27 protein-coding genes and 1 pseudogene are annotated in these 25,725 nt (G+C 69.9%); 15 read left to right on the forward strand and 13 right to left on the reverse strand.

Annotated elements, in window-relative coordinates; all coding sequences use genetic code 11:
* Window positions 1-10 precede the first annotated feature (10 nt).
* Both CD790_RS18860 and CD790_RS18865 read left to right on the forward strand, forming a co-directional pair.
* Complete coding sequence (locus CD790_RS18860; RefSeq protein WP_144384436.1) at window positions 11-877, forward strand: NmrA family NAD(P)-binding protein; 867 nt, start codon at window positions 11-13, stop codon at window positions 875-877.
* 67 nt (window positions 878-944) lie between these two features.
* Window positions 945-1,625 (forward strand): annotated as a pseudogene (locus CD790_RS18865) (Tn3 family transposase); the annotation flags it as partial.
* A 19-nt stretch (window positions 1,626-1,644) separates the two neighbouring features.
* On the opposite strand, the gene CD790_RS18870 reads toward CD790_RS18865, so the two are convergent.
* The gene (locus tag CD790_RS18870) at window positions 1,645-2,370 is read right to left on the reverse strand and encodes a dienelactone hydrolase family protein (protein WP_144384437.1); all 726 of its coding nucleotides are present in this window, start codon (window positions 2,368-2,370) and stop codon (window positions 1,645-1,647) included.
* 320 nt (window positions 2,371-2,690) lie between these two features.
* Between CD790_RS18870 and CD790_RS35930 the strand changes: the two genes are divergently transcribed.
* The gene (locus CD790_RS35930) at window positions 2,691-2,879 is read left to right on the forward strand and encodes an LOG family protein (RefSeq protein WP_260867689.1); all 189 of its coding nucleotides are present in this window, start codon (window positions 2,691-2,693) and stop codon (window positions 2,877-2,879) included.
* A gap of 69 nt (window positions 2,880-2,948) precedes the next feature.
* Here the strand turns inward: CD790_RS35930 and CD790_RS34690 are convergent, their stop codons facing one another.
* The 6 genes from CD790_RS34690 to dnaK all read right to left on the reverse strand — a co-directional run bounded on the left by CD790_RS34690 (window position 2,949) and on the right by dnaK (window position 10,087).
* Window positions 2,949-3,326 (reverse strand): hypothetical protein, encoded by a 378-nt coding sequence (locus CD790_RS34690; RefSeq protein WP_186319123.1) that lies wholly within the window; start codon window positions 3,324-3,326, stop codon window positions 2,949-2,951.
* Between the two features lie 101 nt (window positions 3,327-3,427).
* Window positions 3,428-6,067 (reverse strand): ATP-dependent chaperone ClpB, encoded by a 2,640-nt coding sequence (clpB, locus tag CD790_RS18880; RefSeq protein WP_144384438.1) that lies wholly within the window; start codon window positions 6,065-6,067, stop codon window positions 3,428-3,430.
* 6 nt (window positions 6,068-6,073) lie between these two features.
* Window positions 6,074-6,415 carry a chaperone modulator CbpM gene (locus CD790_RS18885; protein WP_222108276.1) on the reverse strand — a complete coding sequence of 114 codons (342 nt, stop codon included), beginning with the start codon at window positions 6,413-6,415 and terminating at the stop codon, window positions 6,074-6,076.
* A gap of 6 nt (window positions 6,416-6,421) precedes the next feature.
* On the reverse strand, window positions 6,422-7,414 hold the full coding sequence (locus CD790_RS18890; protein WP_144384439.1) for a DnaJ C-terminal domain-containing protein: 993 nt from the start codon (window positions 7,412-7,414) through the stop codon (window positions 6,422-6,424).
* 45 nt (window positions 7,415-7,459) lie between these two features.
* Window positions 7,460-7,966, reverse strand: coding sequence for a nucleotide exchange factor GrpE (locus tag CD790_RS18895; RefSeq protein WP_144384440.1), 507 nt, complete (start codon window positions 7,964-7,966; stop codon window positions 7,460-7,462).
* 195 nt (window positions 7,967-8,161) lie between these two features.
* Window positions 8,162-10,087 (reverse strand): molecular chaperone DnaK, encoded by a 1,926-nt coding sequence (gene dnaK, locus CD790_RS18900; RefSeq protein WP_144384441.1) that lies wholly within the window; start codon window positions 10,085-10,087, stop codon window positions 8,162-8,164.
* Window positions 10,088-10,338: 251 nt separating this feature from the next.
* On the opposite strand from dnaK, the gene CD790_RS18905 reads away from it, so the two are divergent.
* Window positions 10,339-10,590, forward strand: a complete 252-nt coding sequence (locus tag CD790_RS18905; RefSeq protein WP_144384442.1) for a hypothetical protein — start codon at window positions 10,339-10,341, stop codon at window positions 10,588-10,590.
* 49 nt (window positions 10,591-10,639) lie between these two features.
* Here the strand turns inward: CD790_RS18905 and CD790_RS18910 are convergent, their stop codons facing one another.
* Window positions 10,640-10,888, reverse strand: a complete 249-nt coding sequence (locus tag CD790_RS18910) for a hypothetical protein (protein ID WP_186319105.1) — start codon at window positions 10,886-10,888, stop codon at window positions 10,640-10,642.
* A 208-nt stretch (window positions 10,889-11,096) separates the two neighbouring features.
* Window positions 11,097-11,459, reverse strand: coding sequence for a DUF5335 family protein (locus CD790_RS18915; RefSeq protein ID WP_144384444.1), 363 nt, complete (start codon window positions 11,457-11,459; stop codon window positions 11,097-11,099).
* A 408-nt stretch (window positions 11,460-11,867) separates the two neighbouring features.
* Between CD790_RS18915 and CD790_RS18920 the strand changes: the two genes are divergently transcribed.
* The 3 genes from CD790_RS18920 to CD790_RS18930 all read left to right on the forward strand — a co-directional run bounded on the left by CD790_RS18920 (window position 11,868) and on the right by CD790_RS18930 (window position 13,661).
* Window positions 11,868-12,260: a DUF2267 domain-containing protein gene (locus tag CD790_RS18920; RefSeq protein ID WP_144384445.1), complete on the forward strand. Its 393-nt coding sequence runs from the start codon at window positions 11,868-11,870 to the stop codon at window positions 12,258-12,260.
* A 125-nt stretch (window positions 12,261-12,385) separates the two neighbouring features.
* Window positions 12,386-13,231 carry an alpha/beta fold hydrolase gene (locus CD790_RS18925; RefSeq protein ID WP_399217800.1) on the forward strand — a complete coding sequence of 282 codons (846 nt, stop codon included), beginning with the start codon at window positions 12,386-12,388 and terminating at the stop codon, window positions 13,229-13,231.
* Window positions 13,209-13,661 carry an Hsp20/alpha crystallin family protein gene (locus CD790_RS18930; protein WP_144384447.1) on the forward strand — a complete coding sequence of 151 codons (453 nt, stop codon included), beginning with the start codon at window positions 13,209-13,211 and terminating at the stop codon, window positions 13,659-13,661. Before CD790_RS18925 ends, CD790_RS18930 begins: the two co-directional genes overlap by 23 nt.
* Before the next feature lie 47 nt (window positions 13,662-13,708).
* Here the strand turns inward: CD790_RS18930 and CD790_RS18935 are convergent, their stop codons facing one another.
* On the reverse strand, window positions 13,709-14,164 hold the full coding sequence (locus CD790_RS18935; protein ID WP_144384448.1) for a co-chaperone YbbN: 456 nt from the start codon (window positions 14,162-14,164) through the stop codon (window positions 13,709-13,711).
* 143 nt (window positions 14,165-14,307) lie between these two features.
* Here CD790_RS18935 and CD790_RS34695 point away from each other — a divergent pair, with 143 nt between their 5' ends.
* The gene (locus CD790_RS34695; RefSeq protein ID WP_186319107.1) at window positions 14,308-14,457 is read left to right on the forward strand and encodes a hypothetical protein; all 150 of its coding nucleotides are present in this window, start codon (window positions 14,308-14,310) and stop codon (window positions 14,455-14,457) included.
* Window positions 14,458-14,838: 381 nt separating this feature from the next.
* Here the strand turns inward: CD790_RS34695 and CD790_RS35935 are convergent, their stop codons facing one another.
* Complete coding sequence (locus CD790_RS35935) at window positions 14,839-15,495, reverse strand: hypothetical protein (protein ID WP_186319108.1); 657 nt, start codon at window positions 15,493-15,495, stop codon at window positions 14,839-14,841.
* On the opposite strand from CD790_RS35935, the gene CD790_RS34700 reads away from it, so the two are divergent.
* The 5 genes from CD790_RS34700 to CD790_RS34705 all read left to right on the forward strand — a co-directional run bounded on the left by CD790_RS34700 (window position 15,457) and on the right by CD790_RS34705 (window position 21,498).
* Window positions 15,457-16,371 (forward strand): hypothetical protein, encoded by a 915-nt coding sequence (locus tag CD790_RS34700; protein ID WP_186319109.1) that lies wholly within the window; start codon window positions 15,457-15,459, stop codon window positions 16,369-16,371. The genes CD790_RS35935 and CD790_RS34700 overlap by 39 nt on opposite strands.
* A gap of 282 nt (window positions 16,372-16,653) precedes the next feature.
* Window positions 16,654-16,920 (forward strand): hypothetical protein, encoded by a 267-nt coding sequence (locus CD790_RS18945; protein WP_260867691.1) that lies wholly within the window; start codon window positions 16,654-16,656, stop codon window positions 16,918-16,920.
* Window positions 16,921-17,046: 126 nt separating this feature from the next.
* On the forward strand, window positions 17,047-17,700 hold the full coding sequence (locus tag CD790_RS18950; RefSeq protein ID WP_260867692.1) for a GNAT family N-acetyltransferase: 654 nt from the start codon (window positions 17,047-17,049) through the stop codon (window positions 17,698-17,700).
* Window positions 17,701-17,791: 91 nt separating this feature from the next.
* Window positions 17,792-20,125: an Orn/Lys/Arg decarboxylase N-terminal domain-containing protein gene (locus CD790_RS18955; protein ID WP_144384449.1), complete on the forward strand. Its 2,334-nt coding sequence runs from the start codon at window positions 17,792-17,794 to the stop codon at window positions 20,123-20,125.
* 851 nt (window positions 20,126-20,976) lie between these two features.
* Window positions 20,977-21,498, forward strand: coding sequence for a hypothetical protein (locus CD790_RS34705; RefSeq protein WP_186319110.1), 522 nt, complete (start codon window positions 20,977-20,979; stop codon window positions 21,496-21,498).
* A gap of 250 nt (window positions 21,499-21,748) precedes the next feature.
* Here CD790_RS34705 and CD790_RS18970 read toward each other — a convergent pair whose 3' ends face one another.
* Together CD790_RS18970 and CD790_RS18975 are read right to left on the reverse strand one after the other, a co-directional pair.
* Window positions 21,749-21,886 carry a helicase associated domain-containing protein gene (locus tag CD790_RS18970; RefSeq protein ID WP_313956519.1) on the reverse strand — a complete coding sequence of 46 codons (138 nt, stop codon included), beginning with the start codon at window positions 21,884-21,886 and terminating at the stop codon, window positions 21,749-21,751.
* Between the two features lie 440 nt (window positions 21,887-22,326).
* Window positions 22,327-23,265 carry an AraC family transcriptional regulator gene (locus CD790_RS18975; protein WP_144384450.1) on the reverse strand — a complete coding sequence of 313 codons (939 nt, stop codon included), beginning with the start codon at window positions 23,263-23,265 and terminating at the stop codon, window positions 22,327-22,329.
* Window positions 23,266-23,369: 104 nt separating this feature from the next.
* Here CD790_RS18975 and CD790_RS18980 point away from each other — a divergent pair, with 104 nt between their 5' ends.
* Together CD790_RS18980 and CD790_RS18990 are read left to right on the forward strand one after the other, a co-directional pair.
* A complete protein-coding gene (locus CD790_RS18980; RefSeq protein WP_186319111.1) occupies window positions 23,370-24,050 on the forward strand; it encodes an NAD(P)H oxidoreductase in 681 nt (226 codons plus the stop codon).
* Between the two features lie 943 nt (window positions 24,051-24,993).
* A complete protein-coding gene (locus CD790_RS18990; RefSeq protein ID WP_260867710.1) occupies window positions 24,994-25,614 on the forward strand; it encodes a replication-relaxation family protein in 621 nt (206 codons plus the stop codon).
* The last annotated feature ends 111 nt before the right edge of the window (window positions 25,615-25,725 follow it).

Here is a 25,725-nt window from a genome sequence, read left to right on the forward strand (position 1 = left end):
AAGGCACACTGTGATCACCATCATCGGCGCCACCGGCGCCACCGGCAGCGCCCTGCTCCGGCGACTCATCGAACTCCAAGTTCCTTGCCGCGCCGTCAGCCGTACGCCCGACAATCTGCGCGCCGCCATCGGCACAAACACGTCGGTCGAGATCGTCGGTGCGGACGCCGCAGACCCTCAGACGCTCCGCGACGCGTTCGAGGGCTCCACGCAACTGTTCCTCGCCATGGCCAACAGCCCGCGCCAAGCCGAGCTGGAGACCAACGTGATAGACGCCGCAGCCCACTGCGGGGTACGGCACGTGCTCAAACTCTCCGCCCCAGCAGCCGAGCCCGCCTCACCGGTGGCCATCTCGCGCAGCCACTGGCGGGTCGAGGAACACCTGGCGACCACCGAAATGACGGCTACGCTGCTCCGGCCCTACGCATTCATGCAAAAGCTGCTCCTGAACGCCCCAGCGATCGCCGAGGGCGTACTCATCGGGGCCATGCGCGAGGCACCCTGTAACTACATCGACGTCCGAGACATCGCCGACGTCGCCGCCGAGACCCTCCTGCGTCCCAGCCTTGCCGGCGCCACCTACACCCTGACCGGCCCGCGGGCCTTCAGCCACCCCGAGCTCGCCCGTCTACTCGGCGAGCTGACCTGCCGCCCCGTTCGCTACATCGACCTGCCGCCGAGCGAGTTCCACAGCCACCTCCTGTCCACCGCACATATGCCGCCCTGGCTCGCCAGCCACGTGGTAGAGATCCAGCAACTGGCCATCGCCCGCCCGGAATCTCCCAACGACACCATCGAGACCATCCTTGGCCGCCCCGCCAGGACACTGCACACCTTCCTCCGTGAACATCTCCACACGTTCACCAAGACCGCCTGACCGACCGCCCAACCGTCTGCCCCCGCCCGTCACCCTTCTCCGGGATACCGGTCCCGGCATCCCGGAGAAGGACGACCAGCGGTTCTGGCGGGCCACGATGCCCGGCGTCGAGACCGGCACGTACGACGCGGTGGAGGACCTTGCGCGCAACCGCGTGAACCTGAACAAGGTGGTCACGCACTGGCCGGACATGCTGAAGGCTGCCGGGTCCCTGGCCGCCAACCAGGTCCGTGCCTACGACCTGTTGCGCATGTTCGGACGCGAGGGGCGCACGACTCCGCTGGGGACGGCGTTCGCGGAGTACGGGCGGATCGCGAAGACCGAGCACCTGCTGCGGGTGGTCGACCCGGTGGACGACACCTACCGGCGTCAGATGAACCGGCAGCTCACCGTGCAGGAGTCCCGCCACAAGCTGGCCCGGGACGTGTGCCACGGCAAGCGCGGCACCATCCACCAGGCGTACCGCGACGGGATGGAGGACCAGCTGGGCGCGCTCGGCCTGGTCCTCAACGCCATCGTGCTCTGGACCACGAAGTACATCGACGCCGCCGTCGCCCAGCTTCGCGCCGAAGGCCACGAGATCCTAGACGAGGACATCGCCCGGCTCTCCCCGCTCAAGCACCGCAACCTGAACCTGCTCGGCCGCTACAGCTTCACCGCCTCCACCCCGGCCGTCGGCGCCCTGCGCCCGCTGCGCGACCCGGAGGCCCCAGAGCTGGACGAAGACGACGACGGCGGGCAGGAGTGAGTATCAGGAGCCGATCGGATCAATCCGTGACGGGCAGGCACTCGGCGAGCAGGGCGACGATGTCACGCCAGGCTCGCTGTGCGTGCCGTGGGTGGTAGCCGACGCCGGGAGGCACGGTGTGGTCGACCGATGGGTGGTGGAAGGCGTGAAGGGCTCCTCCGTAGACCACGAGGCGCCAGTCGACGCCCGCGGCCTGCATCTCTGCGGTGAACGCCTCCCGTTGCGCGGGCGGCATGATCGGGTCTTCCGACCCGACCCCGGCCCATACCGGGCAGCGAATGCGTGCCGCCTCGCCCGGTCGGCCCGTGGTCAGTGCGTTGACTGTCCCAATCGCGCGCAGGTCGACACCATCGCGACCGAGTTCCAGTGCGACTGCGCCCCCGGTGCCGTAGCCGACGGCGGCGGTCCGGTCGGGGTCGGCCCGTGGTTCGGCACGCAAGACGTTGAGCGCGGCGTGACCGATTCCTCGCATGCGGTCGGGATCGGCGAGCAGCGGCATGCAACGGGCCAACATTTCCTCTGGGTCTTCCAAATAGCGTCCGCCGTGGAGGTCGAAGGCCAGCGCCACGTACCCCAGCTCGGCCAGAGCCTCGGCCCGCCGGCGCTCGACATCGCTGAGCCCCATCCCCTCGGGTCCGATCAGGACTGCGGGCCGGCGCTCGGCACCGGCCGGGAGCGCGAGGTATCCGATCATCGTCAGGTTGTCGGCCGGGTATTCGACCGTATGGGTTGTGACCGTCGTCATGCGACTGGACGGTAATGACCGTTGCGCCCGCTCGGGGTGGTGTTCACCGATGGCAGACAGCGGTCTGTCCCGACTACATCACCCGGACGCGTCGGCTGTCTGTCGTCAAACGATCGTTTGACGACAGACAGTATCTCGGCCTCCATGGCCGCCCATCGGGATTGGTACACCCTGCGCCACGGCGGCTATAACGGGCTGATGAAGGCCGTGGCGCGCGGCGCCGCACGCCACGAGGTACCAGTCACCGCGGTCACGCTGGCCGACCGGTCCGACTGGGGAGCGCTCAACCCCACGTCACCACCACGGTGTACGCCCCGACCATGGGGGCGCGGCTGCACGCCTACCTCGACGACGCGAACCTGGTCGTGGCGATGGGCGGAGGGGTCGGCACGCTGCACGAACTCACCGCCGCCCTGTACTACGCCACCACGATCCGCCCGCTGCCCGTGCGGCTGCTCGGCCCACCGCGTGCCGCCTCAGCGCGTTCCTGCGGGCGCAGGGCTGGCTGACCCAGAGCCCCGCTCGGCCGCTGGGCTTCCTGCGGGAACTCCCCGACGCCGAAGAGCTCGCCGCTGATCTCAGAAGCCGTATCCCAACCGAACGTGATCCATTGATTTCTGCTGGTCAGGCATGGTGTAGCTCGGGCTCTCAAGGACTCCCGCGCTGCCGAGACCGAGTACCGACAGCGAGCGGAGCAGATGGCCCTCGCGGCAGACGTCCTCATCCTCCGGCAACTCGACAGCCAGGACCAACCTGCCCCAGAGGTTGGCGCTCGCGTGACGGGAGGTCAGTGAGGTGGCGGTCTCGTGGGCCAGGCGCATGCCGGTGTGGTGGATGCGCTGTGCCTGGGGGTGCCGGCGGGCGTCGAAGCACATCCAGCCGACCTGCTCGCTCAGCTCGATGTAGGCGGTCTGGAGCCGGTCGGTGAGGGGCCCTTGGCCGCGGGCCGGCGCCACGACCCGGGAGGCGCTCTGCCGAATACCGATGCCCCAGGTCGCCGCTGGCGCTGTACGACGATGTTCGCGTCCTCCACCACGACCCGCGCCATGGGAAACGCTCACCCCGTGGGCGCTGGCGTGGCTTGCGACGCGGGAGTGGTGTCGATGACCAAGTGCCCGTCCTTGGCGTCGGCGGTGATGGTGGAACCGTCGGGGATGTCACCGGCCAGCAGGGCGCGTCCGATGCGGGTCTCGACGTCGCGCTGGATGAACCGGCGCAGCGGCCGGGCTCCGTACACCGGGTCGAAACCCTCGGCCGCGATGTGACGGCGGGCGGCTTCGGTCAGGCGCAGTTCGAGGCGGCGGTCGGCGAGCCGGTGGCGCAGGTCTTCGGTCAGCAGGTCGACGACCCGTTCGATCTCCGGGAGCGTCAGTGGCTTGAAGAGGACCACGTCATCGACACGGTTGAGGAACTCGGGCCGGAAGTGGGCGCGCAGTTCCGCCATGACCGCGGCGCGCGCCTCCTCCTTGATCTCGCCGTCGGGTGTCACCCCTTCGAGCAGGTACTGCGATCCGATGTTGCTGGTCATCACCACCACGGTGTTGCGGAAGTCGACGGTGTGGCCCTGCGCGTCGGTCAGGCGCCCGTCGTCCAGTAGCTGGAGCAGGGTGTTGAAGACATCGGCGTGGGCCTTCTCCACCTCGTCCAGCAGCACCACGGAGTACGGCTTGCGGCGCACGGCCTCGGTGAGCTGGCCGCCTTCCTCGTAGCCGACGTAGCCGGGCGGGGCGCCCATCAGGCGGCTGACCGTGTGGCGTTCCTGGTACTCGCTCATGTCGAGACGGACCATGTTGTCCTCGGTGTCGAACAGCGCGGCGGCCAGGGTGCGGGCCAGCTCGGTCTTGCCGACGCCGGTGGGGCCGAGGAACAGGAACGAACCGATGGGCCGGCGCGGGTCCTTGACCCCCGAGCGGGCGCGGATGACGGCGTCCGCGACCAGCTGGACGGCCTCGTCCTGGCCGATGACCCGCTCGTGGAGGATCTCGTCCAACCGCAGCAGCTTCTGCCGTTCCCCCTCCAGAAGGCGGCTGACCGGGATGCCCGTCCAGCGGGCGACGATGGAGGCGATCTCGTCCTCGGTCACCACCTCGCGCAGCAGCCGGCGGCCGCCTTGCTTGGTGGCGAGCTGCTCCTCTTCCGCCTGGAGCCGCCGCTCGAGGTCGGGGAGCCGGCCGTGGCGCAGTTCGGCCGCGCGGCTCAGATCGTAGGACCGCTCTGCTTCATCGGCCTCGTACCGTGCGTGTTCGAGCTCCTCGCGCAGCGTCTGGACCTTGCGCAGGGCCTGGCGTTCGGCCTCCCACTGGGCGCGCAGGGCGTCGGCCTCGGCCCGGGCGTCGGCGAGTTCCTTGCGCAGCTCGGAGAGGCGGTCCCGGCTGGCGGGGTCGTCCTCCTTGGCCAGGGCCGCGTCCTCGATCTCCAGGCGGCGTACCCGGCGGGTGAGTTCGTCGAGCTCGGCAGGCATCGAGTCGATCTCCGTACGGAGCATGGCGCACGCCTCGTCGACCAGGTCGATGGCCTTGTCCGGTAGGAACCGGTCGGAGATGTAGCGGTGGGACAGGGTGACCGCGGCCACCAGGGCGCCATCCTGGATCTTCACGCCGTGGAAGACCTCCAGGCGCTCGCGCAGGCCGCGGAGGATGGAGACGGCGTCCTCCTCGCTCGGTTCGTCGATCATCACCGGCTGGAAGCGGCGTTCGAGGGCGGCGTCCTTCTCTACGTGCTTGCGGTACTCGTCCAGGGTGGTGGCGCCGATCATGTGCAGCTCACCGCGTGCGAGGAGCGGCTTGAGCATGTTCCCGGCGTCCATGGCGCCCTCGGCCGCCCCGGCGCCGACGACGGTGTGCAACTCGTCTACGAACAGCAGGATGCGTCCCTCGGCCGCGGTGACCTCGTGGAGGACGGCCTTGAGTCGCTCCTCGAACTCGCCGCGGTACTTCGCGCCCGCGACCAGCGAGCCCATGTCGAGGGCGAAGACGGTCTTGTCGCGCAGCCCCTCCGGCACGTCGCCGTGCGCGATGCGCTGCGCGAGCCCTTCGGCGATGGCGGTCTTGCCGACGCCGGGGTCGCCGATCAGTACGGGGTTGTTCTTGGTCTTGCGGGACAGGATCTGCACGACTCTGCGGATCTCGGTGTCTCGGCCGATGACCGGGTCGAGCTTTCCGGTGCGGGCCTCCGCGACCAGGTCGCGCCCGTACTTCTCCAGCGCCTCGTACGTGACCTCCGGCATTGCGGAGGTCACCCGCTGGTTGCCGCGCACCGAGGTGAGCGCGTCCAGGAACGTCTCGCGGCTGATGCCCTGTTCGTGCAGGATCCGCCCCGCCTGGCTGCCGGAGCCTTCCTCCAGCAGCGCCAACAGCAGGTGCTCGACGGAGACGTACTCGTCCTTGAGCCGCTTCGCCTCCTGCTCGGCGGCGTCCAGCAGCCGGGCCAGTCGCTGGGTGACGTACACCTGGCCGGGACCGGCCCCGGGGCCCGAGACGCTCGGGCGGCGGCCGAGGTCGGCCTCCACGGCGGCGCGCGCCCGCTCCGGGTCGGCGCCGGCGGCGGTGAGCAGGCGGGGAATCAGGCCCTCGCTCTGGTCGAGGAGGGCGAGCAGCAGGTGCTCCCCGTCGACCTCGACGTGGCCGAAGCGCAGCGCCTTGGTCTGGGCGTCCTGTAGCGCCTCCTGGGACTTCTGCGTGAGCCGGTTCATGTCCACGGGGGTTCACCTCCTACGCACGCGGCCGATGGTGGTATGCCGCCCGGCCAGGGCGGCTTCGAGTTCCTCGATACGGTCCAGCAGGTCGAGTACGACCCCGAGGGCGGCGTAGTTCAGGCCCAGGCCCGTTCGCAGCCGATGGATGCGGGCCACCCTCATCAACTGCGCCGTGCCGAACCACAGCCGGCCGTCGGGGCCGGTGTCGGGGTCGAGGAGACCCAGCGTGACGTAGCGGCGTACCAGCTCCGGGTGCAGGCCGGTGGCAGCGGCGAACTCCTCGATCGTGACGCCGGCACGGTAGGTGGCGACCACGCGGGCGAGTGGGTAGCGGCTCCGATTCTGCGCCACGTGTGCTCATCCCCTTCCGCTGCGGTTGCGGGGGTCGAATCCGGACTCCTTGGCGAGACGCTGGAACAGGTCCCGTTCCGTCGGCGTCGGCTCGGCCGGAACGACGATCTTCACCTCTGCGTAGAGGTCGCCTGGCTGGCCGCTCCGGCTAGGCATGCCGCGTCCGCGCAGCCGAAGTTTGCGCCCGCTGGACGAGCCCGGCGGCAGGTCCACCCTGGCGGTGCCGCCCGGGGTGTCCACGGGGACGGACGCGCCCAACGCGGCCTCCCACGGTGTGACCGGCAGATCGACGGTGATGTCGCGGCCGTCGACGCGGTATCGGGGGTGGGGTGCCAGTCGCACGATCAGGTAAAGATCGCCGGAGGGGCCGCCGCCGCTGCCCGTTCCGCCCTGTCCGGCGAGGCGGATGCGCTGGCCGTCGGTGACGCCGGGCGGGATGTTCACCTCGTAACCGCGCGGGCCGGCCGAGGTGTCGAGCGTGATGCGCCGGCGGCCTCCGGCGTACGCGTCCTCCACGCTGAGAGTGATCTCTGCCTCTTGGTCGGCGCCCGGCATCCGGCCGAAGCCGCCACGACCCGCACCGCCGCCGAAGAGGCCGCCGAAGAGGTCCTCGAAGCCCACACCCCCGGCGCCACCGAAGCCTCCGAAGTCTCCGAAGTCTCCGAAATGGCCTCCGCCGAAGCCGGGGCCGCCGCCGGTGTTCACGTACACCCGTCGGCCGCCGCCCGTCCCGAAGGGGCCGCCGGCTCCGGCCGTCGGCTCCTCGCGGGCCTGGCGCCAGGCCGGTCCGAAGCGGTCGTAGCGGGCGCGGCTGTCCGGGTCGGAGAGGGCCTCGTACGCCTCGCTGATCTCCTTGAACCGCTCCTCGGCTCCGGGATCCTTGTTGAGGTCGGGGTGCCAGCGGCGGGCGAGGTTGCGGTAGGCGCGCTGGATCTCCTCGGCGCTCGCGTTGCGGGCGACACCGAGCACGTCGTAGTAGTCACGGGTGGAGTTCGCCATCGACTACGTCACCGATCCCTGTCCTCGTGCTTCCCGTCCCGCCGCTCACTCCTCCGGTTTGGCCGCCACCGACACCACCGCCGGGCGCAGCAGGCCCCGTTCACTGCCGTAGCCGGCGCGCAGCACCTGAACGACGCTGCCCGGCGCGGCACCCGGCTCCTCGCGGACCTGCGCGGCCTCATGGACGGCGGGGTCGAAGGGCTCGCCGACACCGGCGATCCGCCGGTAGCCGAGCAGTGCCAGGAGCGCGTGCGCCTGCTGGCACACCGCCTCCACCCCCGGGATGACCGCCTTCGGATCGGCGGCGGCGTGCTGCAGGGCAAGCTCCAAGTGGTCCACGACCGGCAGCCACGCTGCGGTCACCCGGTCCTGCTCGGCACGGCGTACCTCGTCCATCTGCCGCTCGTAGCGTTTGCGGAGGTTCTCCGTCTCCGCCACCGCCCGCTGCCAGCGGTCTCGCAGGTCTTCCACGTCCAGCTCGGGGAGTACGGGGGCCCCACGCTTGCCGGCCGGGCCGTCCGTGCCGGCCTCGCGGTCGCTGTCAGCGGCCACTCCGCCCTCCGAGGCTTCGGCGGTCTCGGCGGGGGGTGCGGCCGCTCCGGCCGCCGCTGCCTCCACGGTGCCGCGGTCGGCCGCTACCTCCTCTGCCCAGTCTTCCGCAGGGCGCTCTGGCCTTTCGTGGCTCATGGTCACCTCACCCGTCCACTCGTCTCCGACCGCGTCGTCTGTTTCCGGATGCGCCGTGTGTCAGTCGGGCCGGAACTCCGCGTCGATCACGTCGTCCCCGCCGCCGGGGCCCGCCGGTCCCCCACCGGGTCCGCCCTGGGGCCCCGGCTCGGCAGCACCACCACCAGCGGCACCGGCACCACCAGGACCGCCCGCGCCGGCGGTCGCCAGTGCGTGCAGGACCTGCTGGAGATCTCCGGTCAGGGACCGCACTCGGTCCAGCGGAGCCTCTTCCTTGACGGCCTGCCGCGCATCGGCGACCAGCGTCTCGGCGCGCGCCTTCTCGTGTACGGCGACGGCGTCGCCCAGCTCCCCGAGCCGCCGCTCCACCTGGTACGCGACGCTGTCGAGCTCGTTGCGGGCCTCGACCTGCTCGCGGATACGGGTGTCCTCGGCACGGTTGCGCTCGGCGTCCTGGACCATCCGCTGGACCTCGGACTCGTCCAGGGTGCCGCTGCCGGAGACGGTGATGCTCTGCTCGGCGCCGGTGTCCTTGTCCTTGGCGGAGACGTTCAGGATTCCGTTGGCGTCGATGTCGAACGTCACCTCGATCTGCGGCACGCCCCGGGGCGCGGGACGGATGTCGTCCAGCCGTACCCGGCCGAGGACGCGGTTGTCGGCGGCCCGCTCGCGTTCGCCCTGCAGGACGACGACGTCGACGGCGGGCTGGTTGTCGTCGGCGGTGGTGAACACCTCGCTGCGCCGGGTCGGAATGGTCGTGTTGCGCTCGATCAGCTTGGTCATCAGCCCGCCGAGCGTCTCCACACCCAGAGACAGCGGGGTGACGTCGAGCAGCAGGACGTCCTTGACCTCGCCCTGGAGCACCGCCGCCTGGACGGCCGCGCCGAGGGCGACGACCTCGTCCGGGTTGACCGACATGTTGGGGTCCTTGCCGCCGGTCAGCCGGCGCACCAGCGTCTGCACCGCCGGGATGCGAGTGGAACCGCCGACCAGGATGACCTCGTCCAGGTCGTCGGCGGTGACCTTGCCGTCCGCCATCGCCTGCTGGACGGGGCCCATGCACCGCTCGACCAGGTCGGCGGTGATCTGCTCGAAGGTCGCCCGCGTCACGGTCGTGGTCAGGTGCTTGGGGCCGGAGGCGTCCGCGGTGACGAAGGGCAGGCTGATCTGAGTCTGGGCCGCGCTGGACAGCTCCACCTTCGCCTTCTCCGCCGCCTCGTAGAGGCGCTGAAGGGCCTGCGGGTCGCGTCGCAGGTCGATTCCGTTCTGGCGCTGGAAGTCCTCGGCCAGGTGGTCCACCAGGCGGCGGTCGAAGTCGTCGCCGCCCAGGTGGGTGTCACCGGCGGTGGAGCGGACCTCCACCACGCCGTCGCCGACGTCGAGGATGCTGACGTCGAAGGTGCCGCCCCCGAGGTCGAAGACGAGCACGGTCTCGTGCTTCTTCTTGTCCAGCCCGTACGCCAGCGCCGCCGCAGTCGGCTCGTTGACGATCCGCAGCACCTCCAGACCGGCGATGCGGCCGGCGTCCTTCGTCGCCTGGCGCTGGGCATCGTTGAAGTACGCCGGAACGGTGATCACCGCCTGGGTGATCTTCTCCCCGAGCTGCTTGGCCGCATCATCGACGAGCTTGCGGAGCACGGCGGCGGAGATCTCCTCGGGGGCGTACGACTTGCCCCGTACCGAGAACCGCGCCGCGTCGTCCGGGCCCGCGACCACCTCGTAGGAGACCTGCTCGGCCTCCGTGGTGATCTCGTTGAAGCGCCGACCGACGAACCGCTTCGCCGAATAGACAGTGCCACCGGGATTCAGTACGGCCTGACGCCGCGCCATCTGCCCGACCAGACGCTCACTGGTGTCGCTGAACGCCACCACCGACGGCGTCGTGCGCCCGCCCTCGGCATTGGTGATCACCCTGGGCTGGCCGCCCTCGTACACAGCGATCACCGAGTTCGTCGTTCCGAGATCGATACCCACAGCCTTCGCCATGGCCATCCCTCCACGCTGAAGTGCCTGATTCCTCCAGCCGCGTCTAGGTCCGCAGCGCGACACCAACGGCTCCTGCTCTGACGCAGGGAAGCCCACCACTCGCCCGAGGGACTCCCTTCCGCCCTCGGTGCACACATCTACCGTGATAAAACTTGAGCCCACCCTTGTCAAGAATCCAGCCAAGGAGCATATAAGGACCTCGGGCGAATCCGAGCGAAAGATAGGGAAAGACGCAGAGGGGGCGTGATCACATGCTGATGCGGACCGATCCCTTCCGTGCACTGGACCGACTCAGCCGGCAGCTCTTCAACGGCGCACAGCGCCCTGCGACGATGCCGATGGATGCCTGGCGCGAGGGCGGCTCGGTCTTGAGCCTGCGCATCCAGGTGACCGAGCAGGCCAAGCCGCGCAAGATCGAAATCAGCACCGGCAGCAACCGCACAGAGCTGCGGTCGCAGTCGTCAGGGAGCCGGAGTGCCTACCGGACCCGGAGGCACTCCTGACCGGTCCTGCGGCCCACATCAGGCCGCAGGACCGGTGCGCTCGGGGCACTCAATCCTCGAATCTGATCAAACGCGCCGCGCCGGTGTGGCGCAGGATCTCACGCGCCTGCTCGCGGGCACCGCGGACGTGCACGACGACGTCCGGCGAGGACGTCATCAACAGGGGCCTGACGAGGGCGTACGCGCAGATTGCATCCAGCCGTTCCGCCTCACTGAGGTCGAACACCCACTCGCTCACATCGCGCAGGGCCGGGTCGAGCATCACCTCCTCGATCTCTCTGGCCGCCGTACCGGTCACCTCTCCGCCGAGTGCGAGTTGAACGGCTCTCCCGTCGACAGCTACGGCACGGACGTGTCGCTCCTCAGACCCTTCCGGGCCTCCCACATGAGCAGCCATGCGATCTCCCTACCAGGACGACTCGAACCGGACCGGCTCCGGATCACCCGGTGCGCCCGACACACCTGAGTCGACAGCCAACCCATCGGCTGGTCGGGCGGCCTCGGGTTCAGGACTCTGTGCCGGATGTGACCGGGAAGAAGCTGATCAAGGTGGCGGTGTCCTCCTGGTCCAGCACCCGAACGGCCGCCTCTGGGACGCCCGCCGTCGCGACGTCGATCTCCTTCGGGTGCTGCACCATGTGCCGCAGCACGACGGGGTACTGCGACGACTGCCCACCCACGGCGACGATCACCACGTCGTCCTTCGGGTCGTAGCCGAGGTAGGAGAAGGGCAGTCGCTGCGCTTCGTACTGGTGGCCGATCTCCGGGTCCAGTACTTCAATGCTGACGCTTTCCCCGGCATGGGCTTCGGTGAGCTCGTCGAGCGCGGTCGTCCAGCGGCTGCGGTCGAGCAAGGGCGTCTCAGCCATGGAGTCGATCCTCCCTACGCGCTGCTTGTATCCGGTCGATCGGTTCCCCCAGTTCGGCGGTCATGCCCTCCGCGTCGGAGCCCCTGCGGCAGGTGGCGCGTTAGCCCGCCGGCGTTCCATGTCGCGTCATTCCGAGGTCGCTGGGGAGGCCGGCGCCCCCATCAACCCATGCATCCGTCCGCGGAGATCTTCCACTCCGCGCCACGGGTGTCACCGATGTTCTGGGGGTTCCCGCCGTACGGGAAGCGCCTTGCCGATCAACCTTCCAGAAGACCCGCAGTGGGCGTGACACGCGCATGTGTGCTCCGGAAGTCCCCCAGACCCGGGCCTTCAATCTTCATAATCTCCACCGATACAGCCCATATTCCTGCACCAACGCCGCCCCCAGTGGGGGACGGAAGGACTGCCATGAAGTACGACGGCTTTCTGGCCCGCGTCCGCGAGCGCGGCGAGTACACGGGCCCGGAGGAGGCTGCACAGGTCACCGCCGCAGTCCTCGAAGTCCTGGCCAGCCGCATCACCCCTGGCGAGGCCAAGGACCTCGCTTCACAGCTGCCTCACCCCCTGCAGGAGCCACTCACCAGAAATGGCGGGCGGCGGGCGGAGCACTTCGGGATCGAAGAGTTCTACCGCCGCGTCGCCGAACGCACCGGTGCCCGACCTCGTACCGCCTTGTGGGACGCCAGCGCGGTGCTGAGCACCGTGGCGGACGCCGTCTCCGGGGGAGAGCTGAATCAGATCATCAGCCAGCTTCCCTCCAGTTATGCCGTCCTCTTCGGCAAGCCCGACTTGGCCGACTGACCTCTTCCCCTGATAAGGACGAGGCGGCGAAGCACTACGAGCACTTGCCGGACATGGGTGCGTTCGCGTCGCGCTCGGAAGCCCCTGGCGCCGAGTAACGGGGCCGGTGGATCGGCCGGCGGCTGTTGGCACGCGGGCGGGGGCATGACCTCCGCCAGGAATTGACCCGGCCTGACCTAAGTTTCTTGCCCGGCTTCGGAGAGTCACCTGACGTGCACCCCTCGCTGTCACGCGATCTGACGACGACCGTGGCATGGATGGAGTCGGTGTTCGCAGGCCTCGGGATCGAGCGACCGCGCGTGGTGGGTCACTCCCTGGGAGGTTTGATCGCGCTGCGGCTGGCCCAGGCCGGGCTCGCGCGCACGGTGACCGCCCTCGCGCCGGCTGGATTCTGGACGGAGGCCGAGCGACGGTACGCGTACGCCGTGCTGATCATGGCCCGGCAGGGTGCACGACTGCTCCCGCAGACTGGCAAGGCGCCCGTCGCGCCCAAGTCCCTGAGCCCGCCCAATGCCCTCAACGGCCGGCTCGTGCCCCGGGGGACCGAGGCGCTGATCGCGGAACTGTGCACGCTTCGGCAGGCGGCTGCCTTCAAGGAGACACTGCGCGCCGGACGGGCACCGCACCTGTTCCCAGGGGACATCCCCGGCGTGCCGGTCACGATCGGATGGGGCAGCCGCGACCGGCTGCTGCCGCCCTGGCAGGCCCAGCGGGTCAAGGCCGCCATTCCCGGTGCCCGACCGGTGACGCTGCCGGGTTGCGGCCACGTCCCGATGGCCGACGCTCCCAAACGGGTCGCCCGGATGCTGTTGGAGGCAACGAGTCCGCCCTCGCTGACGCCTCCTTCCGCGCCTTCTGGCGTGGCACGAGGACTTTGGATAATCGAGACAGAGAAGCACTGCAGCGGTTCGCTGTCGGACGAGCAGCCTGAGGAGAGGGTGATCGGCCATGACAGTTCCTGTTCACCGTGAGGGCTCAACTCGGCGGGATCTTCTCCGGGAGTTCCAGGACCTCACCGACCGCATGGGCCGGCTGTGGGCGGCGGCCGTTCCCGGAGGTGGTGGGCTGGTGTCCGAGCATCCCTGGGAGCCGGCGGACGATGTCGAGGAGACCGATGACTCCTACGTGATCGAGCTCGATCTGCCAGGCCTGCGCAGGGATCAGATAACCGTCGAGGTTCTCGACTCGGAGCTCGCCGTCCACGGGGAGGTCAAGGAGAAGGAGCGCGTCGGTGTCCTTCGGCGGCAGACTCGAAGGATCGGACAGTTCGACTACCGGATGAGCCTGCCTGCCGACGCTGACGCCGAGCACATCAGCGCGGAACTGGCCCACGGGGTGCTCACCGTGCGCGTCCCCAGAACGCAGAGGGCGAAGCCCCGCCGCATCGAAATCACCGGTTGACCCGGAAATAGGGCGGCGGGGCGCGGCAGGACCACCATGGGGGCAGGTCAAGCGTCCGTTGTTGATCGACTTGTGCGTATGGCTTGCTCCACCCAGGCGCGAAGCGCCGGTGCGGGTGCGGCGCCGGTCGTGCGGGCGACGACCTTTCCGCGGTCGAGGATCAGAAGGGTGTGGACGGCCTGGATGGCGAAGCGGGCGCTGAGCTGTGGGCTGCGGTCGATGTCGATCTTGACGAGTTCGATGCGGCCCGCCATTTCTGTGGCGAGCTGCTCCACGGCGGGACTGGCCATGCGGCAGGGCCCGCACCAGGCGGCCCACAGGTCGACCAGTACATACGGCGGCGCCTGCTCGGCGACCTCGGCGGAATCATCGTCGGTGGCATGGGCGATCCAGGGCAGCGGTGCCCCACATGCGCCGCACCGCGGACGGCCATCGCCGGCGGCGGGCACCCTGTTACGACGCCCGCACGCGGGGCACCCGACGACTTCACTGCGCTGCGTCACATGGCCTCCTCATGGCCACGGCACGGCCGCGGGATCCTGCCGGTTGCGGCAGTGCCATTCGTCCACCTACCGGAAGGGCGTTGCGACCGGGCACCGCCGCCGCACACACTGAGCCGACCCGTCCCCGCAGGAAAGGCTCCGTTATGGGCGAGCACGTGCACGTCCGTCTCCAGGACGGCATGGACGTCTCAGCGGCCGGTGAACTGGTCGAGACCTACCACTGCCGTTGTGGCGACACCTGGACCAAGATCTACCAGGTCGAAGGCGGCCAAGCGGACGGACTGCCCGACTGAAGCCCCGCCGACCAGTCCGCCCTGTGACGCGGGTCGTTCGCGGCCGACGGACCACGCCACGTCCCCCGGTGAGGCCTTGGCCCTGCGTGCCCGTGCTTCCCTCAGCCGACCGGGTCCCCGCCATGCCCGAGGCACCGTGGGCCGCCTCGGCTCCCTGCATGCCCTCCGTGCCGCCGCCGGCCTGGAGGCCCTGCCCCTGTGGTTGGCCAGCCTCAGTACCTTGGAGCCCTGGCTCCGAAGCTCGATCTTGTGCCGCGTGCCTTCGGCCGTCTTGGGGATGCGAAGGGTGAGCAGGCCGTCACTGAGGTCCGCGTCGCACTCGTCCGCGTTCACCGTGCTGGGCAGGCTGGTGCGATAACTTGACAGGGAACTCTGCCCGTGTCAGCTGCAGGTTCCGATCACGGTGGTCCGTGGTGCGGGAATACCCCTGAGGGTCCCCAGCAGGGACCTGATCTCCTGAAGAAGCGTCTGGTAGCTCTCCCCGTAGGTTGCGACGGCCGCGTACACCGCGTCGAGGGCCGCCTGGAGTGGGTCAGTCTCCGCGGCGTCGAGGAGCGCGGGGAGGGCCATGTGCGGCTGGGACATCGGCAGCGACGGGGCCGGCCTGCCAGCCGTGGCCATCACCACGTACCCCTCCTCCGGCTGCGACGCCTCCGGGTCCGGAGTCATCATCACGGCGGCCACGACGCCCAGGAACTGCGGCATCTCCTCGGGCGGCATCGGTGTGGGCGGGCCGTCGTGGACGGGCGGCTGGAAGGGGGCCCGCTTGGGCGGGGTGGCCTGGACGATGGTCCTGTCAGGGACGCCCGGGTCGGATTCCAGGGCCTGCCACGCTCGGTCCGGGTCGTCGAGCGGTGGCGGTAGCGGCCGCCCCTCGGCCAAGGCGGTGAGGCCCGCGGCGATCCAGTCGAGCTGTGCGAGGCCGGCCGCCTCGCACGCGCGGCGCGCCGCCAGGAGGGCGACCGCGCGCTGGGCGGCGGGGCCGGCGTCGTCGATGGCGTGGACGAGGTCCGGATCGAAGTCGAGCAGGCCGAGCACGTTGCCGTCGACGTCGTGCAGGGCCTGACTGGGAAGCCTCCCGCCCCACTCCCATCGCTCATAGGCGAGCTCGAGTTCGCGCTCCGCCTCCTCGTGCGCCAGGCGGGCGCGGCGTTCGGCTTCGGCGCGTTCGGCGGGCGTGGGAGGGGGCGGCTGCTGGCGGGCGTGGTCGTGCCAGTAGGCGGCAGCCCTGGGGCATCGGGCCAGCCTCCTGAGAAGTCCCCCGGTGCTGGCTCACATTCCTCTCGGGAGCGCGGCTACGCGCCTCCTGTTGAGTGGACCGAACCGGACCGGTGGGCCGTTCTGCCGCGCGGTCAGCGTACCGACGTTCGCGGCAATACTGTGGGCTTCCCGCACACCACCGAGGGGGCGGTGGCCATGCTGGTGGAGACGAACGCCACGGAAGCCAAGGGCGACCAGAGCATGGCGGACGAGCTGATGGGCACCTTCGAGTCCTACACGAGCAAGGCTGACCAGACGGCTGAAAACAGGGAGAAAGCCAAGGCTCACGCCCTCAAGTCCGACCAGGCGCTGCGCCGGTCCCTGGGCATCCCCGCCAAGGGGGAGATGCCGGAGGGGTCGTATGTGCGTGCAACGGTGCTCGGTTTCCAGATTGTCGAGTCTTCGAGCGACGAGGTCAGCGTGTGGATGCTGTCCCGTGTCACGCTGCGTAGGGGAGAGCGTGCCAGGGAGGATGGCTCCTACACTCGCAACCTGCTTGCCGCGCAGTGGGAGGACGGAGACTGGAAGGTGACCGGCCGGTCGCAGCGCAGGGCGATCGAAGCGGTTGCCGGCAGGGGGCGGCCGGCAATCGTGGCGCCAGGGGATGCGAAGTTCAACCGTGCTCAATGGACAGCCATTCGGCAGGCATCGTGACGGTGGGGTGACCGCTGAGGCATCGGTGTGGCTCCGGCGTCTCGCCGCCACCTTTGCCCTGTCACGTTGGTGAGACGTATGCCGCCGTTTGTCCGCCGGACGAAGGTTCGGGACTACCGCGTAGGACGAGGGCCGGTCGTCGTCCGCCTCTCATGTGCCGCCGACGGCCGACGACACGGCCTCGTACCGGTGGACCAGCCGCTGAGAACTGACGGTGCTGATGAGCCTTCGGCCTGATCGAGCAGCTCTCGTGCCTTGTCGCCGGCGCCGCACTGGTGGACGGTGTCGGCCAGGTCGAGAACGGCGTGGAGCGACGTCTGGAGTCTGGGCGCCTCCCTGTTCTGGTGCTGGACCGGCCACCGCCCCGTCCCCTACGACGACAACCTCGACCGGCTGGAGAAGCTGGCCGTCATCGCCAACGGCACCACCGCCGCGCTGCGCGACGTGCGACCGTGGCCGTTCCCGACGTTCGAGGACGCCATCACCGGGTGCCTGGCCCCCGACCCCGCCGACCGGCCCACCGCGAAGGAGCTGACCGCCACATGGTGATCCTGCGCGCCCTGGGCCTCGACGACGCCCCCGCCCTCACCCGCGTCTACAGCGGCGCCTCCGTACGGCACACCACCGGCAGGCCCCTCATCCTGGACCAGGCCCACGACAAGATCCGCACAGCCCTTGCCCGAGCCGCCGAGACCCCGCGCGCGGTGGAGTTGGGGCATCCTCCACGAGGACGAGCTGATCGGCCTGTCCGTCCTACGGCGACGAACCCCTGCCATGGGCACCATCAGTTACATCCTCCGCGAGGACACTTGGGGCAACGGATACGCCACCGAGACCGCCAAACAGGTCGTCGTCGCCGCCTTCACCACCGCCGGCCTGGACCGGCTGGAGGCCATGCACCACCCTGACAACCCTGCCTCCGGCCGCGTCCTGGCCAAAGCCGGGTTTACCTCACCAGCACCTCCGACCGGCACGAGGACGGAACCACCGTGCCGTACCAGGTGTACGCCCTGCACCAGCGCACCCCGTGTGGTGAGTGGCCTCATCGAACGGCGCGGGGAGAGCCTCGACGTCGGGCTGGACCGGCTGGCCGGGACGGCGACCGGGACCGTCGGGCTCGACGCCCGGGGCACGTGTGACCTGCTCCTCCACCAGCAGCCCGATGCGGACCTGCCCGACGACCGGGCCCTGCTGATCGTCCGTTTCCCCGCCGGCTTCCGGGGCCGCGGGCTTCCGGGTCCGCGGGCTGACACACCCGCCGGCGGACCGGCGCCAGGCCGGTCCCCGCCGGAGCGGCCCCGGTCAACCGTGTGTCACCCCTGCGGGTGAAGCGCCCTGCGAAGATTGACATTCCGCTCCTTCCCTGCACAAAACTGTGCCGCGAGGCCGATGGGCCCACCTATTGCGGAAGGCGGACTGCATGGCGAACGGCACAGTGCTGCTGGCATTGCGGGAGAACCTCCTGGGCGGTGGCATCAGCACCGAGCAACTGCGCCGCATCGGAAAGGAGCTGGAGAACCAGGGGCTGGAGCTCCGGTGGGCCGCGAGCGCCCAGGAGGCCTGTGCGGCCCTCCACACCGAGTCCGGGCTCGCGGCGGCCGTCGTCGCCTGGGACCTGCCGGGCGACAGCGATTCGGCGGCGGAGGAGGACGGCGGCGGGGCCGAGGTCCTGCGCCGGATCGGGCGGCGGTTCAAGGACCTGCCGGTCTTCCTGCTGATGACGGACGATTCGGACCAGGACCTGGAGCGGCTGCCGCTGTGGGTGTCCGAGACGGTGGTCGGCTACATCTGGCCCCTGGAAGACACCGCCGCCTTCATCGCGGGCCGTGTCGTCACCGCCGCCCGCGCCTACCACCAGGACATCCTGCCGCCGTTCTTCAAGGCCCTCCGCCGCTTCGACGACGCGCACCAATACTCGTGGCACACGCCCGCGCACTCGGGTGGTGTCGCCTTCCTGAAATCCGCCGCGGGGCGGGCCTTCTTCGACTACTTCGGCGAGCGGCTCTTCCGCAGCGACCTGTCCATCTCGGTTGGAGAGCTGGGGTCGCTCTTCGAACACAACGGCCCGATCGGTGAGGCGGAACGCAACGCGGCCCGCGTATTCGGTGCCGACCGCACGTACTTCGTCCTGCACGGCGACTCCACCGCCGACCGCATGGTGGGGCACTACAGTGTCACCGCTGACGAAATCGCCCTGGTGGACCGCAACTGCCACAAGTCCGTCCTGCACGGCTTGGTGATCTCGGGCGCGCGTCCGGTGTACCTGGTGCCGACGCGCAACGGCTACGGCCTGGCCGGGCCGCTGCCGCCCACGGAGACCGACGCCGGGACGGTCGCAGGCCGGATCGACGCCAACCCGCTGACCGCCGGGGCTTTATCGCGCGAGGCGCAGTACGCGGTGCTGACCAACTCCACGTACGACGGACTGTGCTACGACACCGTCGCGACGGCCCGCGCCTTCGCCCCGAGTACGCCCCGTCTGCACTTCGACGAGGCGTGGTTCGCCTACGCCCGCTTCCACCCCCTGTACGCGGGACGCTACGGGATGGCCGTCGGCCCGGACACCTTTACCGGGCCCGAGCGGCCCACGGTCTTCTCCACCCAGTCCACCCACAAGCTGTTGGCCGCCCTCTCGCAGACCGCGATGGTCCATGTGAAGTCGGCGCCCCGGGCCCCCGTCGCGCACGAGCGGTTCAACGAGACGTTCATGATGCACGGCACCACCTCCCCGCTCTACCCGGCCATCGCCTCCCTGGACGTGGCGACCGCCATGATGGACGGCCCGCAGGGACAGTGGCTGATCGACGAGGCGGTGACCGAGGCCATCCGCTTCCGGCAGGCGGTCGTGCGCACCGCGCGGCGCATCGCCGGTGCGGGCGACCGGCCCGAGTGGTTCTTCGGCGTCTGGCAGCCCGAGACCGTCACCGACCCGGCCACCGGCGAGCGCGTCCCGTTCGCCGACGCCCCGGCGGCGCTGCTGCGCGACGAACCGCGCTGCTGGCACCTGGAGCCGGGTGCGCGGTGGCACGGCTTCCGCGGCCTGAGCGACGGCTACTGCATGCTCGACCCGATCAAGGTGACGCTGACCTGCCCGGGCGTGACCGCCACCGGCGAGACCTCCTCGTGGGGCATCCCGGCGCGTGTCCTGACCGCGTACCTGGCTACCCGGGGCATCGTCGTGGAAAAGACGGACAGCTACACCACACTCGTGCTGTTCTCCATGGGCATCACCAAGGGCAAATGGGGCACCCTGATGGACGCCCTCATGGACTTCAAGGCCCTCTACGACGCGGACGCCCCGCTCGACCGGGTGCTGCCCGGCCTGGTCGAGCAGTACCCGCGCCGGTACGCCGGCACCACGCTGAGCGGCCTGTGCCAGGACATGCACGAGCACCTCACCGGCGCCCAGCTGATCACCGCCCTCGACACCGTCTTCCAGCAGTTGCCGGAGCCGGTCGCTCCGCCCCAGCGCTGCTATCAGCAGCTGATCCGGGGCGGCACCGAACGGCTCCGGCTCAGCCATGCCGCCGAGCGCGTCGCCGCCGCGATGGTCACGGTCACCCCGCCGGGCATCCCGGTCCTGATGCCCGGGGAGTCCACCGGGGCGCCGGACGGGCCGCTGCTGCGCTACCTGGGCGCGCTGGAGGCGTTCGACCGGGCCTTCCCCGGCTTCCACAGCGAGGCCCACGGGGTGACCGTCGACCCCGAGACCGGTGACTACCTGATCGAGTGCGTGCGCCTGCCACAGGCCTGAGCGGAACGACGTTCGGCTGTGGGTCCGGAACCGGTCGCGACGGGCCGGTCCCACGGCGTAGACCGGAGGCGCGTCATCCGCTGCTACCCCGCGCGCCGCCACCCTCTGGCGTTCGACTGCGATGTGCCGGTTTGGTGTCAGTGGTTGGTGTCAGTGACGCATGTCAGGCCGGGGTGTTTTCGCTGCTCGATCCTTGAGTGGGGGAGGGGTGACTGTCGTGGGGTGGTGCATGCGAGGGGCACGGTTGTCATGGGGTGGTACACCCCGCCTCGTGCGGTTGTCTCGGGAACGGTACTTCTGATCCTTCCGAGGGCTGCGTGGCTGCACCGTGGTGGGTGTCGGTGTCCGCGGCGGAAGGGCGTGGGGTGAGCGAGCCGGGCGCGTGGGGTGAGGTCTCGGCGCGGGGCTGAGGGTGTCCAGGCCGGTGCTGGTGGCGCGGCTGTTGGAGCTCGATGTGGCCGGGGCGTTGACCGCGGCCCATGTGTGTGCGGGCGCGCAGGTCGGTGGGGTGACTGCGCGGACGGTGTGGCGGTGGCTGGAGGCTGCGCGGACTGAAGGTTGGCTTTGTACGTGAGTTGTGAGAGCACCTGCCGTTCGGCGGCGAGAGCACCCGCTGCTCCAGGTGAGCGATGACGCTGAGCCACGACCGGGGAACCCTGGTCGCCGTCCGGGCGGGCCTGGACCACCCGAAGACCGTTATGCACCTGGGCATCCTCGACATCGTTGCCGACGCTTCGAAACGTGGGAGGTCCTGCACGGCACGGGCGTCCTCAACTGCCGGTTTATTCCGCGTATATCGGCGCGTGTCACGGTGTTCCCGGCCCCAAGCCCCACCAGCGGACGGAGTACGCGTGACCACGGCAGCCGCTTACGCCAACCGGGCGATCCTGAAGTACCAGATCTCCTTCACCGCAGGCCCCGACCTCGAAGGAACGATCGAGCGCATGTCGGACACCACCGTGGTCGGGAGCACCTACTACCACGGACTGCCCGAGCCCAAGGGCAAGTTCGCGGGCCAGTACCGACACAACAAGGATCCGGAGAGGCAGACCATCAACCTCCTAGCCAACGCGGTCTTCGAGCGGCTCGGCTGCAACGACGACCAGTACCTGGCCGAGATCCTGGCGCAGGTCACCGGGGGCAGCATCGAGCTCGAATCCGATAAGGGCCCCTGCCACTCCTGCCGGGCGATCCTCAAGCAGTTCCTGCAGGACTACCCGATGATCGCTTCCTGCGTGGTGACCTACCGCACGACGGACGGACGGGGCCGGCCGATCCGGGCTCTCGAACCCGCCGGAGGCGACCTCTGCGGCTCCTACGGCTATGAGGACGCCGTGGAGGTCAACGGCAACTGGCGCAAGGTGCTGCGCTGACGCCGCTGGCCGTCGAACCGGAGCGTTCGACGGCGCGGCCGCACAGGCAACTGTTCGATCACTTCACAAACAGACACGGGGCCGTACAGGAGGCACCGACAGGCTCGACACCACCGTCGATTCGAGCCGGCGCTATCAGTTCTCATCAACATTTGCTGAGCTGCGAGCCCGCCACTGCTCTTGAAACCCGCCGACAAGTGCTCTCAGTTCTGACCCACGCAGCCAGTCCGCACGACGTCCACGAGCGCCATCAAGCCCGGCTCCAGGCCATGCCGAGCTTCTCCAGCCGCTTCGCGCGCAGCTCGCTCATCTGCCCGGCCGCGTACGCGCGTCGCTGCTCAGCGACCCACTGCCCAAGGGGGTAGGCGCTCTCCTCGCAGTAGCCCACTCCCTCAACGCTGGGGCCCCGGGGGATCGGCCATGACATCCGGGGGCCGTCATTGATTCGCGCTGTACAACGACAGCGCGATCCCAGCGACGGTGCGCGTTGCGAGCCGTCAGCCGTCAGCACCCGGCGACGGTTCGTATTGCAGGCAGTACGCGCAGCTGGCGGCTGAGTCGACGAGGCCCAAGCAGCGCCGACAGGTGCCGCGCTCCCGTACCGGCCCGCAGTCATACCCCGCATCCCGGGCACGTCATCACCGGCTGGCCAGCGCCGAAGGGCAAGGATGCTGAAGACGGTGGCTTGCCCGCGCTCCCGAGGCGCGGTGGAGTGGTGGGCAATCCTGGCCGGCCTCGCACAGAGCTGTCCGGGCGGGGGCGGCCTGGCACGCCGTACGCAGAGTGATACCCCTGCAGAAGGGCACCCCCTGGTCGCCGGAACGGAACTCAGGCCGCCGCGGCGCGGAAGGTGCTGGGGCTCAGGCCCTTGTGGCGTTTGAACGCGGCGCTGAAGCCGAAAGCGTCGGCATAGCCGACGGACCTTCCGATCTGGGCGATGCTGAGGTCGGTGTCGGTCAGAAGCGTCTCGGCCTCGTCCATGCGGCATTCCGTGAGGTAGGCGAGGGGCGGGCGGCCCATCAGCTTGGTGAAGCGCTTGGCGAACAGCGCCCGGGAGACGCCGGCTCGAGTGGCCAGCGACGCCACCGTCCAAGCCTCGGCGGGCCGGTCGTGGAAGGCCTGCAGTGCGGGGGCGAGGACTGGGTCGGCGAGGCCCCGGTACCAGCTGGGCGCGTCGGCACCGGCCTGGTCGAACCAGCTGCGCAACGTGCACACCAGGGCCCAGTCGAGGAGCCGGTCCATCAGTGCCTGCGAACCGGCCGAGAGACGGGCGGCGTCGGCGGCGGCCGTCTCCAGCCAGGCACAGACCTCGACGTCCTCCTTCATCACCAGGACGGGCGGCAGGGCACGCAGAAGCCGCTCGTGGCGGTGGCCAGAGGCGCGGTAGGCGCCCACGATCAGCGCGGTCGCCTCCTCCGAGTCGGTGCCCCAGCGGATACCGTCGAGTTCCTGGGCGGTGCACTCGGTGTCCGTGGTGAAGCAGGCGATCTCGTACGCGGCATGGGAGCTGTGGACAGTGGTGGGATGGTCCGCGAGATGGAACGGTGCGGGGCCCCGCACGATGACCGTGTCGCCCACGCCGACCGCTCGCTCGGTGCCGTCGGGCAGCAGCAGGGTGCCCCCGCCGCGCAACACGCTGATCATGGTGAGCGGTCCGTCGTCGGCGAAGCGGATGGTCCAGGGCGCCGTCAGTACGGCGTGGCTGACGACCGAGCCCTCGGCCCGGATGCCACTCAGTAGCGAACTCAAGGGATCCACGCCACGCATCGTAGACGATCTCCTATGCGCCAGAGCGTTTCTCCCATGGATCATCTACGTCACCGCGGCTGTACTGGATTCATCGAATCAACCGAGACCAGCCGGGAGACACCGTGACCCAGCACGACAGCCATGCCAAGACAGCCCTCGTGGTCGTCGCACACCACCGCACAGACTCCCTCACCACGCACACGGCCCGCCGTGCTGCCGCCCGACTCGAAGCCGCCGGATACCGCATCGACCTGCTCGACCTGCACGCCGAGGGGTTCGACCCACGGATGAACATGTCGGACCAGCCGGACTGGGGCAACAGGGAAAAGACGTATTCGGACGAAGCGCACGCCCATATGCAGCGCATCCTCGATGCCGATGTCGTCGTCGCCGTCTTCCCGGTGTACTGGCAGAGCGTGCCCGCCATCCTCAAGGGCTGGATCGACCGCGTATGGAACTACGGGTTTGCCTACGGCCGCAGCAAGCCCCGCCTCGCCGGCAAGCGCATGCTGTGGCTGGGCCTCGCTGGCGCTACCGCCGACGATCCCATCGTGGAAGGGATGCAAACCGTCCTCGAAACCAATCTGAGCGAAGGCATCGCCTACTACTGCGGCTTCTCCCATTCCACCGTCGGCCTGCTCACCGACGCGGAGGAGCGCCCGCAGCGCGTCGACGCCGAAGGAAACCTCCTTGTCGGCGAAGCGGTCTCGGGCGCTGAGCGAGAGGCACAGTACGCCGATCTCGACCGGCGTGCACGAGAGTTCGTGCAAAGGTTCGTCGCCGAGGGACTTGCGGCGACCTGACCGCCAGGATGCAGATGATCGAGGTCCCGGACCGGATCCGGGGCCGCGGACCCTCGCCGAGGCGGCCGAAGGTAGTTGGGATGTCAGCGTCGCGATCGCCCGCCGCGCCGGCGTCGACCGCACCTTCCGCTACCGCTACCGCTACGGAGATCTACTCGGCCAGATCCACGCTCGGGCCGCCGATCCCCCGCTGCCCCTGATGACCGCGAGCCCGCTGTCGGCCTGGCCTCCCTGCAGGCCGACCTGCTGGCGCCCGACGCCCGCAGTGCTCGCCTCGCTGCCCAGGGCGAGCGACTGGAAGCCTGCCTCAACGAGGCCCTCGGCGAACAGGCCCGGAGTCCCGCCGCGCGCTCGCCTCGGAAGGCTGGCCGATCCGCCGACCGGGCAGCAGCATCAGGCATGCACCGCACCGTGCGTGCGCCGCCGACCGACCGCTTGACCAGGTTTCGATGGGTGCGCGTCGTTCCTGGACCAGGTTCGCTACCTGGCACGTTTCCCCTTGTCAGCCCTGGTCCCGGCTGCCGATCAGGTCGCGGACAAGGGGGTGCGTGATATAGGAGCCCGGCCCGCCAGTTTGTGGTGCGCGTCCGGTGCGGCGTGGCGGGGCCGGCGGCGCGCACCGCGAATGTGCGGTGCGGTGTGGCGGTGCGCGCGGCGTGCTCCACCGTCCGGCGATGGTGCGCACCGGCTACGCCGAGCGCGTTGATATGTCTGGAGAAGCGTCCCGGCCCCGCGCAAGCAGCACGCCGGCGAAGGCCAGGGCGGACGTCCGCGGCGATGTCCTGCTCACCCTTGCTCAGCTCCGCCTGGCCAAGCCCCACCAGCTCAAGGCGCTTGTGCTGCCGCATCACCAGGACAGGGACCACGTCCGCCGCGCGCTGCGCGACTGGTCGGCCGGACCCACCGTGCCCAGCAGAGTTACTGGTACTGCACCCCGGCGGGCCTGGCCGAAGCCGCCGCCTCCGGTGAACACGCGCCGAAGGCCGGCCGGACCACCGGGCAGCGCGCGGCGGCGAAGACGGGCTTGCGTGAGCACGCCCTCGCCCTGGTCGACACCGTCATCGCCTTCCACCACGCCGGGGCGGCCGACCACACCGACTGGCAGGTGGAAGTCGCCCACCCCACGCCAGCCGGCTCCCTGGTTCCCGACGGCGTGGTGCTCCTGGCCGACGGCTCCCACGCGTTCGTGGAGATCGACCGCACCCTGTCCTACGCTCGCCTGCTCGCCAAGCTGGAGCGCTACGACGCCTACCGCAACGCACCTGCGTCCGGGCGCGGCAACGCCGCCCGCCCTCCGCGCTCACACTGGCAGCAGACCTATGCCGGGCCGTCGCTGGAGCGGCCCTTCCCGCTGCTGCTGTTTTCGCCCCCGCCCAGCGCCGCGCGGCCCCGGCAACGAGGGAGGCCCGCCTTCCACGACCGTGCCCGGCCGAACTGGCGGATCACGGTGGCGACGACGACCTTGCCCCTGTTGATCGCGCACGGGCCCGAGCGGCCGGTGTGGCGGGTTGTCGGCGACGGTGAGGACCGCCTGCCCTTGGCAGGGCTGCCGCAGCCGCGGTGAACGTGGCGGGCCGGCGCGCGGCCTTGCCACGGCTGGTGGGCAAACCCGAAGGGGAGCCTGGGCAAGCCGCCCCGGCGGCTTGCCCAGCCCGGCCGGGCCGCGCTGGAGTTC

The sequence above is a fragment of the Streptomyces sp. SAJ15 genome (genome assembly GCF_007595705.1).
GTDB lineage: Bacteria > Actinomycetota > Actinomycetes > Streptomycetales > Streptomycetaceae > Streptomyces.